This is a genomic window from Amycolatopsis sp. WQ 127309 (assembly GCF_023023025.1).
Taxonomy (GTDB): domain Bacteria; phylum Actinomycetota; class Actinomycetes; order Mycobacteriales; family Pseudonocardiaceae; genus Amycolatopsis.
Genome location: NZ_CP095481.1, coordinates 9,457,671 through 9,472,839, shown reverse-complemented (window position 1 = coordinate 9,472,839; position 15,169 = coordinate 9,457,671). Strand labels below are relative to the sequence as shown.

Sequence of the window (15,169 nt, the reverse complement as noted above, 5' to 3'; positions counted from 1 at the left end):
CCCTGCTCGCGGTGGTGGTCGACAGGCTCAGGATCTGATGAAGCTCCTGATCATCGGGGGGAGCATGTCGGCGAGCCCGACGCTGCCGGACGCGTAGCCGATGACCACCGAGGCCTGGTGCGGGGTGAACGACCCGACGAACCCGTCGGCGAGCGGCTCGTCGCCGCTGGTCGCCTTCGCGGCGAGCCACACGATGCTGTCCAGCAGGTCCTTCTGCCACTGTTCCGCCAGGCCCTGCTTGAAGGTTTCGAGGTCGGCGAAAAAGCTCTGCAGCTGTTCGGCGGTGAGATCGGACATGAACTCCTCCTGAGTGAATCATCCACTGTGTACTTCGGACAGTCGTATGCGCACTTCGTCCGCGTCGGGATGGGCGAGGTGCGTGAGGATGTCGTGGGCTCGCCGCCAACCGGCTCGGGCGGACTCGGTGTCGCCGAGTTCGCGGTGGAGGCTCGCGATGTCGATGTGCAACCGCGCCTCGACCATGAGGCTTCCGTTGCGGTGTACGAGGTCCAGGGCCGTCTCGTAGCAGGTGAGCGCGCGGGCGTGGTCGCCGAGCTGCTTGTGGGCGTAGCCGAGGCTGTGCCAGCTCTGCGCCGCACCCATGTGGTCGGCGAGTTGCGTCTGCAGATCCACGGCCTGGCGGCAGTGGTCGATGGCCACTGCGTGGTCGCCGAGCAGGGTGTGGAACCAGCCGACCGCGTTGAGCGCCGTCGCCTGCCCGGCCCGGTGCTCGGCCGCGCGGAACAGCTCCAGGGCCTGCTCGGCGTGCGCGAGCGCGTCGGCGACAGCTCCCTGTCGGTCCAGCAACCAGGCGAACTGGCGGTGCGCGTACGCCTGCCCGACGACGTCGCCGGCGGCGCGGGACAAGGTCAGCGCGGCTTCGAGATCGTCGTGGGCCTCGGTGTGCCGGCCGAACCGGACGTGCGTGCCCGCCAGGTGCAGGTGGCCGAACGCCTGCTTGCGCTCGTCGCCGAGCCGGTGCGCGGCGGCCGCCGCCACCGTGAGCACGTCGCGCTCGTCGTGCCAATGTCCTTGCATGGAAAGGAAACGCTGCAGCGACCGGGCGAGATCCCAGACGCGGGTGTCGAACGCGGCGCCCGCGTGGACGGCCAGCAGCAGTACGCGGTGCTCGGCCTCGAACCACGCTAGGGCCTGCCGGTGGTCGGTGATCCGGTCGGACTCGGCCCCGGCCGGGAGCGGGGTCAGCGCCGGTGGCACTTCGAGCCGCGGGTCGAGGAAGCCGTCGGCGTGGAAGGCCGTGTGGGCGTAGTGGCCCAGCAGGCGGTGGACGGCCGTCTCGCGGTCGGCGGGGGACTCGACCTCGTGCACGAGCTCGGTGGCGTAGGCGCGCAGCAGGTCGTGCACGGTGTAGCGGCCGGGGGCGTGCTCGGTGAGCAGGTGCGCGTGCGTGAGCTCGGACAGGATCGGGCGTGCTTTGCCGGCCGGGACGCCGGCCAGGCTCGCCGCCGCGCGGAGGCCGACGTCCGGCCCGGGGTGCAGCCCGAAGAGCCGGAACAGCCGGGCCGCGGCCGGATCGAGCCGCAGGTACGACCAGGAGAACACGGCGCGGGCGTCGGTCGCCGGGTCGGTGCCGGAGAACTCGTCGAGGAACCCGCGCGCGTCCCGCAGCTGCCCGGCCAGCGCGGCCAGGCTGAAGCCGGGGTGCGTCGCGGCGCGGGCCGCGGCCACCGCCAGGGCCAGCGGGAGCCGCGCGCACAGGCCGATGATCTCCTCGACGGCCGCGGGTTCCGCGGTGATCCGGCCGGCGCCGAGCCGGCCGCTCAGCAGCGCCCGGGCCTCGGCGTCGTCGAGCAGGTCGACGGTGACGGGGTGCGCGCCCGCGACGACCAGGCCGGCGAGGCGGTCCCGGCTGGTCACGACCACCACGCAGCCCGGCGCGCCGGGCAGCAGCAGCCGGACCTGCTCGGCGTCGCGGGCGTTGTCCAGCACGACCAGGACGCGCCGGTTCGCCAGCAGGCTCCGGTACAGGCCAACCTGGGCCTCGACGGTCGTCGGGATCCGGCCGCCCGGCACGTCGAGCGCTTCGAGGAACCCGCGCAGCGCACCGGCCGGGTCCACCGGGGCGCCGGTCGGGTCGAAGCCGCGCAGGTTCACGTACAGCTGGCCGTCGGGGAACCCGGGCGCGACCGTGTGGGCCCAGTGGACGGCCAGCACCGTCTTGCCCACCCCGGCGGTGCCCGACAGGACGACGATCCGGGTGGCCGGCACCTGCTCGTCGCGCACGTCGTCGAGCCGGCGCAGCGCGCTCTCGCGGCCCGCGAAACCGGGGGTGTCCGGGGGCAGCTGGGCCGGGGTGGTCACCGGCGTGGCCCGCGGCGCGGCCGGCAGCTCGTCCCGCAGGATCGCGCGGTGCAGCGCGCGCAGTTCGGGGCCGGGATCGGCGCCGAGCGCGTCGGCGAGCCGCTGCCGGACCGCGGCGTACCGGTCGAGGGCCTCGGCTTGACGTCCGGCGTTGTGCAGGGCCCGCATGAGGAGCGCTTCCAGCGGTTCCGCGAGCGGGTAGTCCCCGGCCAGGTCGGACAGCGCGCCGAACACGGCGTCCGGGTGGCCGAGGCGCAGCTCCAGCTCGCCCCAGCGCACGGCGGCGTCGAACCGGTGCCGCTGCCAGGTCGCGCGCACCTGCTCGGCCCAGCCGCCCGGGATGGCGGCCAGCGGGGTGCCGCGCGGTCCGAACACGGCTTCGGCGAGCGCCGCCGCCCGCTCGGCGTCGGTGCGGCTCCGGTCGTTTCCGCGCTCGACCAGGCGGCCGAAACGCAGTAGATCGACGTCGTCCGGATCGATTTCCAGCACGTAACCGGCCGTCCGTCGCGCAACGCTCACCGCCTCATCGGTGGAATCGGCGAGATCTTTGAACAGTCGACGGATTCGACTCAGGTGGGAATACAACACATTGCGCGCTTCGGCCGGTGGATCGTCACCCCAGACCCGGCCGATGATCGTTTCGAGCGAAACGGGACGCCCGGCGTCGGCCGCCAGCGCCGCGAGCACCGCCTGCTGCCGGGGCGTTCCGATGTCCAGGGACCGCCCCGCCACCCGGAGCTGCACCTCCCCGAACAGCACGAACTCCATGCGGCGGCCTTCCCGTTTCCGACGCGTCGCGAATGGCGGAACCGATACTGCTCCGTCCGCAAGATTCCCGCAAGGTCGCCGAGCAGGTCGTGGCGGAATCGTGAACCCGGGAACGGAAGAGTTCGAGGAGGGGCCATGTACCACGATTCGCCGGCACCATTGCTGGAAAACGCCGCCCGGGGTGCGGAATGGGCTTGGCGGGATATCGTCGAGCGTTATTCCGCGCTGGTTTCCGCCGTCTGCCGCCACTACCGGATCAGCGGCGCGGACGCCGAGGACGTCCGCGGCGCGGTGTGGCTGAACCTGGTGACGCACCGGGCGCAGATCCGCGACGCCGAGGCGCTGCCGGGCTGGCTGCGCACCACGACCCGGCACGAGTGCCTGCGGGTGCTGCGCCACCGCACCCGGCAGATCCCGACCGACGCCGCGCTGATCGACGACCCGGCCGAGCCGGACTTCGCCGCCGCGCTGATCGGCGAGGAACGCCGGGCCGCGGCCCGGCACGCCCTGGCCGTGCTGCCCCCGCGGGACCGGCGGCTGCTCTCGATGCTGATGTGCGATCCGCCGCGGTCCTACCGGGAGATCAGCGCGACGCTGGGCATCCCGGTCGGCTCGATCGGCCCGTCGCGGGCGCGCTGCCTCGCCCGGGCCCGCCGCACACCGGCGGTGGCGGCGCTGCTCGGCGGCGATCTGATCGACGTCCCTGGACACACCCCTCAGAGCGCGCGGGCGACGGCGTGATGCGCCGAACCGGCGGTATCACCGCCCGTGCTCGCGGCTCCGCAAGCCGAGGAGGAACCACGATGAACCTGTTCCGTACCACCCTGGCCGCCGCGGCCGCCGTGCTCGTCTTCGCGGCGGCCGGCTGCTCCGACTCCACCGATTCCGGGTCCGGCTCCGGCTCCGGTGCGCAGGACGCCACCACGGAGGCACCCCTGCCCACCGGCGCCCCGAGCGCCGAGCCGTCGGGCCCGGAGAGCCCGCGTACCGCCGACGACACCGGGGGCGCGATCACGATCCCGCAGCTGCCGGTCGGCGGCGTCCCCGACAACTCCGGCGCCGAGGACCAGTGCGTGACCGCCAGCTGGCTGCAGGCGGACCTGTTGGCGGACAACGATTTCACCGTCGTCAAGGTCGAGGTGGACCCGCCGGGGGCCTTCAGCCAGGGCGGTCAGTGCGGGGAATCGCCCGCGTGCGCCTCGTTCACGTTCAGTTCGGGGGCCCGCGCCTGTTCCGTCGCGGTGACCGCGCGCGGGACCGGCGACGACGCGACGCTGACGATCAAGGGCCAGGTGGTGTGCGCCGCCGGAAAGGACGCCTCATGCCGGGACCTCCCGACCCGGGTGAGCCCCGGGGTGATCGGGCTGACCCAGCCGGAGTCGCCGTCGACCGAGACCACGGCGACCGAGACCACGGCGACTCCCACCGGGTGAGCCCGGCGGCCGCCGGGGCGCTCGAGCGTTTCCTCGATGCGGGCAAGACCGCGATCCCGCCGCTGACGCTGCTGACCGCGATGCTGTTCTACTTCGGTTACGTCTCCGCGCGGGCGCGGTACGAGTACTTCGGCGTCGACGTCGACACGATCGGGCTCGGCACGCAGGAGTACATCATGCGCAGCCCGCAGCCCCTGTTGACGCCGTTGCTCGTGGTCACCGCGGCCGGGCTCGGCTCGGTCGCGGTGCGCGCCGCCGTCCGGAAGCAAATCCGGACGGCGACGGCGGTGCGCCGGCTGGGCCGGGTCGCGCAGGGGATCGGGCTCGCCACGCTGATCGCCGGTCTCGTGCTGGTGTCCGGTTACACCTTCCTGCGGGACTGGTGGTTGTTCGGCCTGGTGACGCCGTTGCTGATCGCCGTGGGCGCCACGCTCCTGCGGTACGGCGCGACCGTCCGGCGGCCACCGGACGGCGCGCCGTCGTTCCGGCGGAGCTCGGTCGTCCTCGGGTACCTGGTGCTCGCCGTCAGCGTGTTCTGGATGACGGCCACGATCGCGCAGTGGTCCGGCCGCGGGCTCGCGATGGCCGAGGCGAACCGCCTCGACAAACTGCCCAGCGTCATCCTCGACACCAAGGAGAGCCTGTACCTGCGCAGTCCCGGTCTCGAGGAGACGAAGCTGCCGCCGTCCGAAGGCCAGACGTTCCACTACCGCTACCGGCACCTCCGCCTGCTGATCCACGGCAAGGACCGGATGTTCCTCGTGCCGGACCGGTGGTCGGCGAGCGACTCGACGATCATCGTCCCGCTGGACGGCTCGGTGCGGGTCCAGTTCCAGTTCCAGAACCAGCGGCCTTGAGCCCGGTCAGGCCGGGCGGTAGGTGGTGATGGTGCCGCCGTGGCTGAACGTCCGGGTCTCCACCGGGGTGAACGGCCGCGGCCGGAACGGGCCGGTGAACGCCGGGAGGCCGTGGCCCGCAACGACCGGGTAGCGCTTGAACACCAGTTCGTCGATCTCCGGCAGCAGCTCGCCCGCGAGCCGCGCGCCGCCGCAGAGCCAGATGTCCGCGCCGGGCTCGCCCTTGAGCCGGCGGACGGTGGTCACCGGGTCGCCGGTCAGCTCGACGGCGGGGTCGGCGATCGCGCCGAGCGTCGTCGACGCCACGACCTGCCGGAGGTGGGCGTAGGGGCTGGTGACGCCGACGTCGAGCCCCGGCTGGTAGGCGCCGCGGCCCATGACCACCGTGTCGAACCGCTTGTTCGGCACGCCGTCGAGCCCGATGTGCGGCCGCACGTGGCTCGGCATGGTCTCCGGGAACTCCGCCCGGAGGTACTCGACCATGTCCGGCGCCTCCGGGTAGAAGTCGAACTCGCCGCCCGGCCCGGCGATGAACCCGTCGATCGAGACGGCGACGTAGTAGACGAGCTTGCGCATGCGACCCCCGGAACAACTCGATGTGTAGTACTTTGCCTGTAGTGGTTCGACCATAACACTACAGGCGGAGTGGTTACAAGCGATGGCGCGACGCAATCCGGAACGACGGGCGGCCCTGCTCGACGCGGCGATCGAGGTCCTGGCGGCGGACGGCGCCCGTGGGCTGACGTTCCGCGCGGTGGACCAGCGGGCCGCGGTGCCCACCGGCACCGCCTCCAACTACTTCGCCGGCCGCGAGGAGATCCTCACCGGCGCGGGCGAGCGCGTCTACGAACGGCTGGTCCCGGACGAGGCAACCCTGGCCGCCCCGTTCGACGGCCCGCGCGACCGCGCCCGCCTCGCCGAGCTGATGCACGCCCTGGTCGAGCGGGTGGCGGCCTTCCCGACGGGCTTTCTGGCCCTGCTGGAGCTGCGCCTGGAGGCGGCCCGCCGCCCGGAGCTGCGGGAGGTGCTGACCCAGCGGATCCGCGCGGACCTCGACTTCAACGTGGCGAACCACCTGAAGACGGGCCTGCCCGGCGACGCGACGACGGTCAAGCTGCTGTGGCTGGCCCTGAACTGGCTGATCATCGAGCGCCTGACCCTGCCGGACCTGCTGACCCCGCGGGAACGCGCCGGCCTCGTCGACGCCCTGGTCGAGCGCCTCACCCCGTGATCCCGGACGTGTCCGGCTGGTGACCTGAGTCGCCGGGCCGCGACTTCCTGGGGGCGTCCCGGCCCCAACGCCCGGCCCCCGTCAACGAACCTCAGACGCACGGCACTAGACCGGTTCCGCGGTCTCCTCGGCGGGGGCCTTGTGGGCGGCGGCGTAGTGCGCGGTGCCGATCGCGCCGGCGACGGCGAGCACGAAACCCGCGATGGCCGCGACCGTGAAGCCGTCGCGGACGCGGTCGTCCAGGATGGTCACGCCGATCAGCGAGGACACGGCGGTGTTGGTGGTGAACATCGTGGCCGTGACGGCGGTCGCGCGGCCGCGTTGCAGGGCCATCGCGAAGACCACCGCGGCGACCAGGCCGTTGGCGATCATCGCCCAGATCGCCGGGTCCAGCGCCACCCGCCAGGCCGGGCCCGACGTGTCGAGCGTCCGGGCGGAGATGCCGACGACGCTGAAGCCCAGGCCGCCGCAGAAGCCCAGCACGGGCGCCGACCAGCGGTGGTCGTGGCGCTGGACGGAGAAGCCGGTCGCCGCGATCGGCACCGCCGCGGCCAGCAGCAGGTACTTGGCGGCGGTGGGCAGCAGGTGCGCGGGACCCGGGTCCGCGGACAGGCCCAGCAGGACGAGGCCGGTCGCGCCGACGCCCAGCGCGACCCAGCCGGCGGAGGCCAGCCGGATGCCGAGGAACGCGGAGATCGTCGCGGTGACGCCGACGCTGAACGCCAGCACCGACTGGACGAGGAACAGCGGCAGCCGGTGCAGTGCCGCGGCGGCGAAGATGAAGCCCAGCAGGTCCACGCCCACGCCGAGGAAGTACAGCGGCTGGCCGCGCAGGGCGACGAGGTCCTGGGGCGCGCCGCCGTAGGCACCGGCCCGCCGGACGCCGGCGGACTCCAGGATCGAGCCGCTGCCCGACGCGACGGCGGCCAGCAGGGCGAGGACGTAACCGAGGATCACCGGTCGAGTCTGTCAGCCCGCCCGCCGCCGGGATCCGAAAGGCCGGTAAAACCGCTCGCGGCGAGGGCCGGCCGCACCCATAACACCTGGGATAACACCGAGGCGGCGGCGTCGGCCCCTCGTCGCGAACACCGCGTGCTGACCAGCGGATACGTAACGCGGGCCACCGTGCGGCGGGCCGGTCGTTTACTCATCGTTTACCGACTTGCGTCGGTTGTCGGTGATTTTCTCCTGTCGCACAGTGATGGGGCGAAGTTACCGCGGAATGGGTCCGGAACCGTTCCCCGTCGTCCCCCTTTCCCTTTTGTGCAAGGAGAAGCTCGTGGTCATCGCGCTGGACAAACGAATGATGGGCCTGGTTCTCACGTGTGGTGCGGTCGTGGTCACGGCCACGCTCGCGCTCACCCCGGCGGCCGGGGCCCAGCCGGTCGCGCCGCCGGCGCCGAACGGCGTGACGCTCACCCACCCGCTGAGCGACAACAGCGCGTTGCGGCTCCCGGCCGCCGCGAACGCGGCCCGGGACGCCAAGGCCGCGCGCAGCCTGAACTACAGCCAGCAGGTGCAGCAGAACGACGAGTGGTGCTGGGCCGCCGACGGCGCGAGCATCGAGCAGTTCCACGGCGCTTCGACGTCGCAGAACCAGTTCTGCGCCGCCGGCAAGGGCACCACCACGGGCAACTGCCCGAACCAGGCCGCGCAGATCGGCGAGATCGTCAACGGGTTCCGCGGCACCGGGTTCTCCGCGAGCAGCGCCGGCGGCGCGGTGTCGTTCTCGACGGTCACCCAGCAGATCGACGCCGGGAACCCGGCCCTCACCGGGATCTACTGGACCTCCGGCGGCGGCCACGCCGAGGTGATCTACGGCTACGACGCGAGCAACCAGTCGCTGAACGTCGGCGACCCGTGGCCGACCTACCAGCGCTACCGCACGCAGTCCTACAACGACTACCTGCGCAACAGCGAGTTCACCTGGGGCGACACCGTCGTCGGCATCACGGGCGGGCGGTGAGCTAGGCCATGACCAGGTCTGCGGTGAAGGTCCTGACGGCGGTGCTGCTGGCGCTCGCGGGTACGGCCGGGTCCGGTGCGGCGGCCTCGGCCGCACCACCCGCGTGGGTGGCGCTGCCGGCGGCGCAGGTCGCCGCGGCGGTGACCGCGGCCCACTCGGCCGAGGCGATCAGCTTCGCTCGGACCAACTTCCGCAGACCTGGTCAGCCCGACCCGGGCGTCATCACCGTGGCGGACACGGGTGTCCCGGCCTACACGCTCGACCCGGCGTTCGTGCGGGGTGACGGCGCCGGCCGGGTCGCGGTCCTCGAGTACGTCGCGGTCGTCGCGCACGCCCAGGACGGCCGCACCGCCACCATCCAGGCCGCCCCCGGCGCGGCGGGGTGGCGGGTCGGCAGCGTCCTGTCCGGCGACGACGAAACCCGGCTCGCCACCCGGCTGCCGGCCGGCGCCGTCCTGCTCGACGAGCCGCAGATCAACGGCTGGTACGCGCTGGGCGCTGACGGCGTCCGGTTGCTGCAGGCCAGCCTGCCGCAGACGCCGGTCGGGGAGTTCGTCCCGCTGGCGGACTACCAGCGCCAGGTCCACGACCGGTACGCGGACAAGCAGCCCGGCTCCCAGTACCAGCGAGACGGCGGGCTCGGCTTCGCCCAGCACCCCGAAACGACCGCGGCCGGGACGTCGGGGTGGTGGTGGCTCGCGCTCGCCGGGCTGCCGGTGATCGTCCTCATTGCCTGGTTCGTTCGCCGAAAGTCACCGGCCAGGCCCGAAGACGTCAAGATCACGGCCGGAAACCCGTGACGGCGGGGCCCGGGGTCAGGGCGTCCGCAGCCGGTCGCGCAGGCCCGCGGCGAGACCGGCGACTGTCAGCAGGTCGACGAGCCCGCCGCCGTACTCGACCAGCCGCGGGCGGCGCGCGCCGCTGAGCCGGAACCGGAGGTGGACCCGGGTGGTGCCGGGGCCGTCGCCGGTGAGGCGGATCGCCCAGCTGATCTCGAGGCGGCCGCGGGTGGAGCGGTGGACGAGGGTGTGCGGCGGGTCGTGGGTGACGATCTCGAAGGTCGCGTCGCGGCCGCCCCAGTCGTCGATGACGTCGCCCGGGCGCAGGTGCTGCAGCGCGGGGTCGAGGTGGCGCAGGGCGCGGCGGCGCCGGGGGAGGAGCGCCTCGATCCCGGTGGGCAGGTACCAGCCCGCGCGGTTCTTGCCGAGCTGGGCGAACCAGGGCCAGACCCGCTCGGGCGGCGCGTTCAGGGTGAACCCGCGGTCCAGCACGACGTCCGGGTGGGGGACGAGGTCGTCGCCGGGTGCGGGCGCGGCGACTTCGTCCGCGCGGGGTGCCACTCCGAAGCCGATCACCTCGACCACCACCGTTCCGTATCGAATGAAACCGTATCACTCGACGCCCGTTGGGGTAGGGTGCTCGCATGACCGCCAAGCCCAGGACGCGCGCCACCGACCGCCCGGGGGACGTCTCCCCGTTCGCGTTGGGGCTGCTGCTGCGCCGGGCGCACGCCCGCGCGGCGGGGGCGATGGCCGCCGCGATGCGCCCGCACGGGTTGGAGCTGCGGCACTTCGCCGTGTTGATCATCCTGGTGGACCGCGGGCCGACGACGCAGCGGGACCTGGTCGAGGCGACCGGATCGGACAAGGCCGGGATCATGCGGGTCGTCGACGACCTGGAGGCGAAGGGGTTCGCGGTCCGCAATGCCGTGCCGGGGGACCGGCGGGTGCGCGAGGTCGAGATCACCCCGGACGGCGTCAAGGCCTTCGACGCCGCGCACGAGGACGCGCTCGCCCCGGCCGAAGCGCTGCTCTCGCACCTGCGTGCCGGCGAGCCGGCGAAGCTGATGGACCTGCTGACCCGGTTCACCTATCCGCCCGGGGACGAGGCGTAGGCCTCACGCCGCGGCGAGCCCGTACCGCAGGGCCGCGGCCCTGCGAGCGGGCCGCCGTCAACGCCGTTTCGCCGACGGCGATCGAGCCGTCGTCGCCGGTGACATGGCCGGCGCCGGGGTGCCGAACACGACCGCGTCGGTCCAGGGCAGGTCGTCGTGGGTGGCCACCGGGATGTGCCCGGTGCCGGCCAGGTGCTCGACCCAGGCGCCGTTGCGGGCGATCGCCTGGACGGGCGCGATCTCCTCGACGCGCTGTAGCCGCACCGCCGCCCCGGCTCGGACATGACCGCTCTCCTCGCTGATTCACCACTCGGTGAATCCTTCACGGCTGAACGTATCACATGATACCGTCGCGAACGCAACCGAATGACTGCGTCGAGAGGAGGCGTATGGACCTGGACGGGATCGACGCGATCGGGCGGACCGCGTTCGAGGTGGCGCTGCTGCGCGCGGCCGAGGACCGCCGCCCGGACCGGCTGGCCGCCGACCCGTGCGCGCGGCTGTTCCTGGAGGCCGCCGGGATCACCGAAGAGAAGCCCGACTTCGCCGCAGTGATGGGACCGCAGGTCGCCGTGCGGACGCGGTTCCTGGACGACGCGCTGCTGGCCGCCGGGGCTCGGCAGGTCGTGCTCGTCGCGTCCGGAATGGACGGTCGCCCGTGGCGGCTCGACTGGCCCGCCGGCACCGAGGTCTTCGAAGTCGACCAAGCCCCCGTGCTGCGGTTCAAGGAAGCCGCCGCGGCGTCCCTGATGGCTCGGTGCGTCCGGCGTCCCGTCGTCGCCGACCTGCGTGACGACTGGGCGGAGCCGTTGCGGGAGGCCGGGTTCCGGCCCGGCCGGCCCACGGCGTGGCTGACCGAAGGACTGCTCTACGCGCTGGACGAAGCCGCCGCGGACGGGCTCTTGGCGACGATCACCGGGCTCAGCGCGGCGGGCAGCATGCTCGCCTTCGACCACGTCGAAACCAGTGCCGCCCTGCGCGCGGCGATCGGCCCCGACCTCGCCCGGTTGTGGCGGTCGGGGCCGGTCGAGCCGGCGCGGTGGCTGACCCGGCACGGCTGGGAGCCGGACGTGGGCGAACTCGCCGACGTCGCCGCGAAGTACGGGCGGCGGATCCACCCGGCCTACGACCCGGCGGCCGGTGGCACAGCGCGGGCGTGGCTGGGCCGAGCCGTCTTCCCCGGACAAGAAAGGTGATCATGAGCGCACCGAAGTTTCGCCCCCACCGCCCGGCGAGCACCCTGCACGCGGTGAAGGCGTTCGCGATGCCGGGGCTGTTGTTCGAGGTGGACGCGGTCGCGGTGCTGCCGCGCTGAGCGGGGCGGTGCCGGGGAACCCGCCCCGGCACCGCTCACTCCGCTGCTACGTGGCTCGACGCCACCGTGAACTGCCGCACCACCGGGCGGGTGATCGCCCAAGCGGGCGCCATCCGCGCCCGCACCACCGGATCGGCCGTCATCGCGCGGACGGCCGCCGCGTCGGTCCAGCGGGCGTGGTTGACGACCGTGGTGCCGTCGGGTGCGGCGAGCAAGTCCGCCGCCACGAAGCCGGGCTGGTGGCGCAGCACCTCTTCGGCGTTGGCGCGCAACAGGTCCAGGAGCTCCCGCTGCCGTTCGGGCGCGACCGTGAAGGTCGAGATCACCACGAGCACGGCTCAGCGCACCGGGAACATACGCTGCTTGACCGGCGGCAGCGCTTCGGCGAGCCGCAGCACGGTCCGGAAGGCGTGCCGCGGCAGCCGGGACGTCGTCGCCGCGCCGCGGGCGTTGCGGGTGGACAGCGCGAGCGCCGCGTTGGCGTAGGCGCGCATCTCGTCTTCGTAACCCCGCACGCCGCCGTCGCCGGCCAGGTGCCGGCGCAGCGTGTCGGCGTCGCGCAACGCCGTGTTGGCGCCGATCCCGGCCATCGGGGTCATGTTGTGGATCGCGTCGCCCAGCAGGGTGACGGCCGTGGGCGCCCAGCGCGGCAGTTCCGGCATCGTCTTGAGCGGGATCGCCGCGACGGTCGCGGGATCGGTCTCGGCGATCATCCGCCGGAGCGGGGGCGCCCAGCCCGCGGTGCGGTCCTGGACCAGCTCGCGCAGGCGGGCGGGCTCGGCGGTGTCGAGGTCGTCCGGGTAGGTCGAGCGGTCCGCGGCCCACGCCCACACCACGTACCGCGCGTCGGCGCCGGCGTCCCAAGTGGACAGGAACAGCCAGCCGGGCCGCGCGGGCACGACGTTGTTGACGGCGCCGTCGACGAGCGTCGCCGGCAGGGTGCTCGCGAGGCCGGGCGTGAGCCGGACGCGGCCGGCGATGTTGACGATGCCGAGGTCCTGACGGCGCAGGTCCGGCAGCCGCTGCTCGCGGACGCGGGAGTTCGCGCCGTCGGCCCCGACGAGCAGGTCCGCGTCGATCGCGCGGTCGTCGGCGGTGTGCACGCGGACGCCGTCGCCGGTGTACTCGAAGCGCTCGAACGCGGTGCCCCAGCGGATGAAGCCGTCGCAGCCCAGGAGCAGGGCGTCCCGCAGGGCGTCGCGGTTCACCGCCCGCCGGCGCGTGACGGGATCGGCGTTGGCCGGGGTGCCGGTGTGGTCGCGTTCGGCGAGCACCCGCAGGTCCTGGTCGTGGAAGCGGACGACGTCCGGGGCCGGGGCCGACGTCGCGACCAGCCGTGCCCAGTTCTCCCCGGGCAGGCACGCGTGCAGGGCGCGCAGGCCGTCGGCGTTGAGGTGGATGCCGTAGCTGGCGGGCCGGGCGTCCGGGGTCGGGTGGCGTTCGAGCACGACGACGTCCACGCCGCCGCGGCGCAGTCCGTGGGCCAGGCACAGGCCGCCGAGCCCGGCGCCGGCGATGACGACTCGCATGAAGGTTCTCCCTTGTCGGTGGGTCAGGCTTCGCCGGGAAAGGCGAGCCGGGTGAGCAGGTCCAGCAGGAGCCGGACGTCGCCGAGGCCGCCCCGCAGGTGTGCGGCGACGGGCTCGGCGTGGCGGTGGGCGGTGCCGAACACGGCCGTCCCGGCGGGGGTCGGGGTGATCGTGTGCACGCGGCGGTCGCCGGGGCGCGGATCGCGGGTGACGAGCCCGGCGCGTTCGAGGTCGTCGACGACGCGGACCATCGTGGCCTTGTCGCTGCCGACGGCGCCGACGAGCGCCCGCTGGCTCATCGGCCCGCGGTGGTGGAGCGCGACGAGCACGATGAAGTGCCGGAACTCCAGCCCCAGCGGCCGCAGGACGCCCAGCAGCTCCGCGGCGACGCGGTCGTGGGCGCGGCGCAGCAGCAGGCCGAGGGCGAACGGCGACTCGTCGCCCGGTCCGTCCGTCGCCCACGCCGTGTCCAGCTGCATCGTCATGACCGAGAACGTATCAGTCGATACGACCTTGCGCAAGAAGGTTTCATATGAGACGTTCTCTGGTGTGAACACGAACCAGGAAGTCCGCGTCCCGTCCGAACCCGCCGCCCCGCCGCGCAAGAACCGCTGGGAGGCAGTCGTGGTGACCGCCGCGCCGACGGTGGCTTTCGTGGCGGCCAACGCCGTCGGCGACCTCACCGCCGGCCTCGTGACCGCCGCGGTCACCGCGATCGCCGCGTTCGCCTGGCGGCTGTACCGACGTCAGCCGCTGCGCCAGGCCGTGCTGGGCCTGCTGCTGGTCGCGGCGTGCGCGGCGGTGGCCGCCGTCACCGGTGAGGCACGCGGGTTCTTCCTCATCCCCGCACTGATCCCGTTCGCGGTCATCGCCGTCTGCGTGACGACCGTCCTCATCGGACGCCCACTGACGGGCCTCATCCTCAACCGCGTCGCCGGCGGCCCCGCGGACTGGCGCTCGGTGCCCCGGCTACGCCGCATCTACACCGTTTCGACGCTCACCTGCGCGGCGGTCAACGTCGTCAACGGCGCGCTGCAGGTGATCTACTACCGGGGCAACCAGCCCCTGGTCCTGGGCGCGGTCCACATCGCGACGGGCCCGGTGTTCGCCGTCATCGTGGCGGTGACGATCACCTGCGTCCGCCGGGCCCGGCGTGGCTAGGCGTGCCGGATCGCGAGGACTTCCGGCCCGGCTCCGGGTCAGGTCCGCTTGCGGCTCGCGATCTCGTCGGAGAGCTGCTGCACGTGGGCGGGGTCCGCGTCCCGGGCAAGGGCGACGTAGTGGTCCATGACGGCCGGCCGGTAGCGCACGGGCAACGTCTGTCCCGGGGCGAGCCGGGTGAGCTCGGTGATCGTGAGGTCTTCGTCTGCGATTCCGCGGAACGAGAGGCCGCCGGCGGTCTCCACGTCGAACACCAGGACCACGCGTGGATTGCTGTTGACCTCCCGCCAGTCGACGAGAACGCCGAGCGCGAGCGCCCCCGTACGCAGTTCCGCGTTGCGCTTCCGTGCATCACCGCTCAGGAGCGGGTTCGGGGCGACGCCCGGGAAGCCGGGCCCGACGCCGAGCGCTTCCCGGCTCAGGTCGGGCCTGAGCTGCGCCATCAGATCGTCGAGCTTCTTCTTCCGGCCGAACATCCTGCCCCCTCCCGCACGCCGGTGCCGGAATCTCGGCCTGGCGCTTCACCCTCACCGCGATTGTACGTAGCGGCCATCCGGACCCGTACCGCAGCGTGCGTAGGGCGGCTTCACGCGTACGGCGGCGGGCGTAGCCGCGAAGCCGCCTCTCGACCGGCGACGGCTGTGCGTTCATCCCGGGACACTGTGCGGGTCAACACATCCGCGGTGGATCAGA

At 73.2% G+C, this 15,169-nt stretch carries 19 protein-coding genes; 9 read left to right on the top strand and 10 right to left on the bottom strand.

Annotation, left to right across the window (positions count from 1 at the left end):
- Nucleotides 1-27: 27 nt before the first annotated feature.
- On the bottom strand, nt 28-297 hold the full coding sequence (locus MUY22_RS41935; RefSeq protein ID WP_247052838.1) for a hypothetical protein: 270 nt from the start codon (nt 295-297) through the stop codon (nt 28-30).
- Between the two features lie 18 nt (nt 298-315).
- Nucleotides 316-3,090 carry a BTAD domain-containing putative transcriptional regulator gene (locus MUY22_RS41930; protein ID WP_247052836.1) on the bottom strand — a complete coding sequence of 925 codons (2,775 nt, stop codon included), beginning with the start codon at nt 3,088-3,090 and terminating at the stop codon, nt 316-318.
- Nucleotides 3,091-3,225: 135 nt separating this feature from the next.
- Between MUY22_RS41930 and MUY22_RS41925 the strand changes: the two genes are divergently transcribed.
- The 3 genes from MUY22_RS41925 (at nt 3,226) to MUY22_RS41915 (ending at nt 5,380) form a co-directional block, all read left to right on the top strand.
- Nucleotides 3,226-3,831, top strand: a complete 606-nt coding sequence (locus MUY22_RS41925; RefSeq protein ID WP_247052835.1) for an RNA polymerase sigma factor — start codon at nt 3,226-3,228, stop codon at nt 3,829-3,831.
- Between the two features lie 62 nt (nt 3,832-3,893).
- Nucleotides 3,894-4,523: a hypothetical protein gene (locus MUY22_RS41920; protein ID WP_247052834.1), complete on the top strand. Its 630-nt coding sequence runs from the start codon at nt 3,894-3,896 to the stop codon at nt 4,521-4,523.
- The gene (locus tag MUY22_RS41915; protein ID WP_247052833.1) at nt 4,520-5,380 is read left to right on the top strand and encodes a hypothetical protein; all 861 of its coding nucleotides are present in this window, start codon (nt 4,520-4,522) and stop codon (nt 5,378-5,380) included. The genes MUY22_RS41920 and MUY22_RS41915 overlap by 4 nt, the downstream gene beginning before the upstream one ends.
- A 6-nt stretch (nt 5,381-5,386) precedes the next feature.
- Here MUY22_RS41915 and MUY22_RS41910 read toward each other — a convergent pair whose 3' ends face one another.
- A complete protein-coding gene (locus MUY22_RS41910) occupies nt 5,387-5,956 on the bottom strand; it encodes a dihydrofolate reductase family protein (RefSeq protein WP_247052832.1) in 570 nt (189 codons plus the stop codon).
- 82 nt (nt 5,957-6,038) lie between these two features.
- On the opposite strand from MUY22_RS41910, the gene MUY22_RS41905 reads away from it, so the two are divergent.
- Nucleotides 6,039-6,611, top strand: a complete 573-nt coding sequence (locus MUY22_RS41905; RefSeq protein WP_247052831.1) for a TetR/AcrR family transcriptional regulator — start codon at nt 6,039-6,041, stop codon at nt 6,609-6,611.
- Between the two features lie 105 nt (nt 6,612-6,716).
- On the opposite strand, the gene MUY22_RS41900 is transcribed toward MUY22_RS41905, so the two are convergent.
- The gene (locus MUY22_RS41900; protein WP_247052830.1) at nt 6,717-7,568 is read right to left on the bottom strand and encodes a hypothetical protein; all 852 of its coding nucleotides are present in this window, start codon (nt 7,566-7,568) and stop codon (nt 6,717-6,719) included.
- Nucleotides 7,569-7,890: 322 nt separating this feature from the next.
- Here MUY22_RS41900 and MUY22_RS41895 point away from each other — a divergent pair, with 322 nt between their 5' ends.
- A complete protein-coding gene (locus MUY22_RS41895) occupies nt 7,891-8,577 on the top strand; it encodes a papain-like cysteine protease family protein (protein WP_247052829.1) in 687 nt (228 codons plus the stop codon).
- Between the two features lie 8 nt (nt 8,578-8,585).
- Nucleotides 8,586-9,377, top strand: coding sequence for a hypothetical protein (locus MUY22_RS41890; RefSeq protein ID WP_247052827.1), 792 nt, complete (start codon nt 8,586-8,588; stop codon nt 9,375-9,377).
- A gap of 15 nt (nt 9,378-9,392) precedes the next feature.
- On the opposite strand, the gene MUY22_RS41885 is transcribed toward MUY22_RS41890, so the two are convergent.
- On the bottom strand, nt 9,393-9,941 hold the full coding sequence (locus MUY22_RS41885; RefSeq protein WP_247052825.1) for a hypothetical protein: 549 nt from the start codon (nt 9,939-9,941) through the stop codon (nt 9,393-9,395).
- A gap of 59 nt (nt 9,942-10,000) precedes the next feature.
- Here MUY22_RS41885 and MUY22_RS41880 point away from each other — a divergent pair, with 59 nt between their 5' ends.
- Complete coding sequence (locus tag MUY22_RS41880; RefSeq protein ID WP_247052823.1) at nt 10,001-10,471, top strand: MarR family winged helix-turn-helix transcriptional regulator; 471 nt, start codon at nt 10,001-10,003, stop codon at nt 10,469-10,471.
- Between the two features lie 57 nt (nt 10,472-10,528).
- Here the strand turns inward: MUY22_RS41880 and MUY22_RS41875 are convergent, their stop codons facing one another.
- Nucleotides 10,529-10,735 carry a hypothetical protein gene (locus MUY22_RS41875; protein WP_247052822.1) on the bottom strand — a complete coding sequence of 69 codons (207 nt, stop codon included), beginning with the start codon at nt 10,733-10,735 and terminating at the stop codon, nt 10,529-10,531.
- A gap of 125 nt (nt 10,736-10,860) precedes the next feature.
- Here MUY22_RS41875 and MUY22_RS41870 point away from each other — a divergent pair, with 125 nt between their 5' ends.
- Nucleotides 10,861-11,667 (top strand): SAM-dependent methyltransferase, encoded by an 807-nt coding sequence (locus MUY22_RS41870; RefSeq protein WP_247052820.1) that lies wholly within the window; start codon nt 10,861-10,863, stop codon nt 11,665-11,667.
- Nucleotides 11,668-11,821: 154 nt separating this feature from the next.
- Here the strand turns inward: MUY22_RS41870 and MUY22_RS41865 are convergent, their stop codons facing one another.
- From MUY22_RS41865 to MUY22_RS41855, 3 genes are read right to left on the bottom strand one after another with little or no spacing between them, the layout of a single operon-like run.
- Nucleotides 11,822-12,121 carry an antibiotic biosynthesis monooxygenase gene (locus MUY22_RS41865; RefSeq protein ID WP_247052818.1) on the bottom strand — a complete coding sequence of 100 codons (300 nt, stop codon included), beginning with the start codon at nt 12,119-12,121 and terminating at the stop codon, nt 11,822-11,824.
- A gap of 3 nt (nt 12,122-12,124) precedes the next feature.
- Complete coding sequence (locus MUY22_RS41860) at nt 12,125-13,315, bottom strand: NAD(P)/FAD-dependent oxidoreductase (RefSeq protein WP_247052816.1); 1,191 nt, start codon at nt 13,313-13,315, stop codon at nt 12,125-12,127.
- A gap of 23 nt (nt 13,316-13,338) precedes the next feature.
- Nucleotides 13,339-13,800 (bottom strand): MarR family winged helix-turn-helix transcriptional regulator, encoded by a 462-nt coding sequence (locus MUY22_RS41855; RefSeq protein ID WP_247052814.1) that lies wholly within the window; start codon nt 13,798-13,800, stop codon nt 13,339-13,341.
- A 64-nt stretch (nt 13,801-13,864) separates the two neighbouring features.
- Between MUY22_RS41855 and MUY22_RS41850 the strand changes: the two genes are divergently transcribed.
- Nucleotides 13,865-14,476 carry a DUF3159 domain-containing protein gene (locus MUY22_RS41850; RefSeq protein WP_247052812.1) on the top strand — a complete coding sequence of 204 codons (612 nt, stop codon included), beginning with the start codon at nt 13,865-13,867 and terminating at the stop codon, nt 14,474-14,476.
- Nucleotides 14,477-14,514: 38 nt separating this feature from the next.
- On the opposite strand, the gene MUY22_RS41845 is transcribed toward MUY22_RS41850, so the two are convergent.
- Nucleotides 14,515-14,952: a hypothetical protein gene (locus tag MUY22_RS41845; RefSeq protein WP_247052810.1), complete on the bottom strand. Its 438-nt coding sequence runs from the start codon at nt 14,950-14,952 to the stop codon at nt 14,515-14,517.
- Nucleotides 14,953-15,169 lie beyond the last annotated feature (217 nt).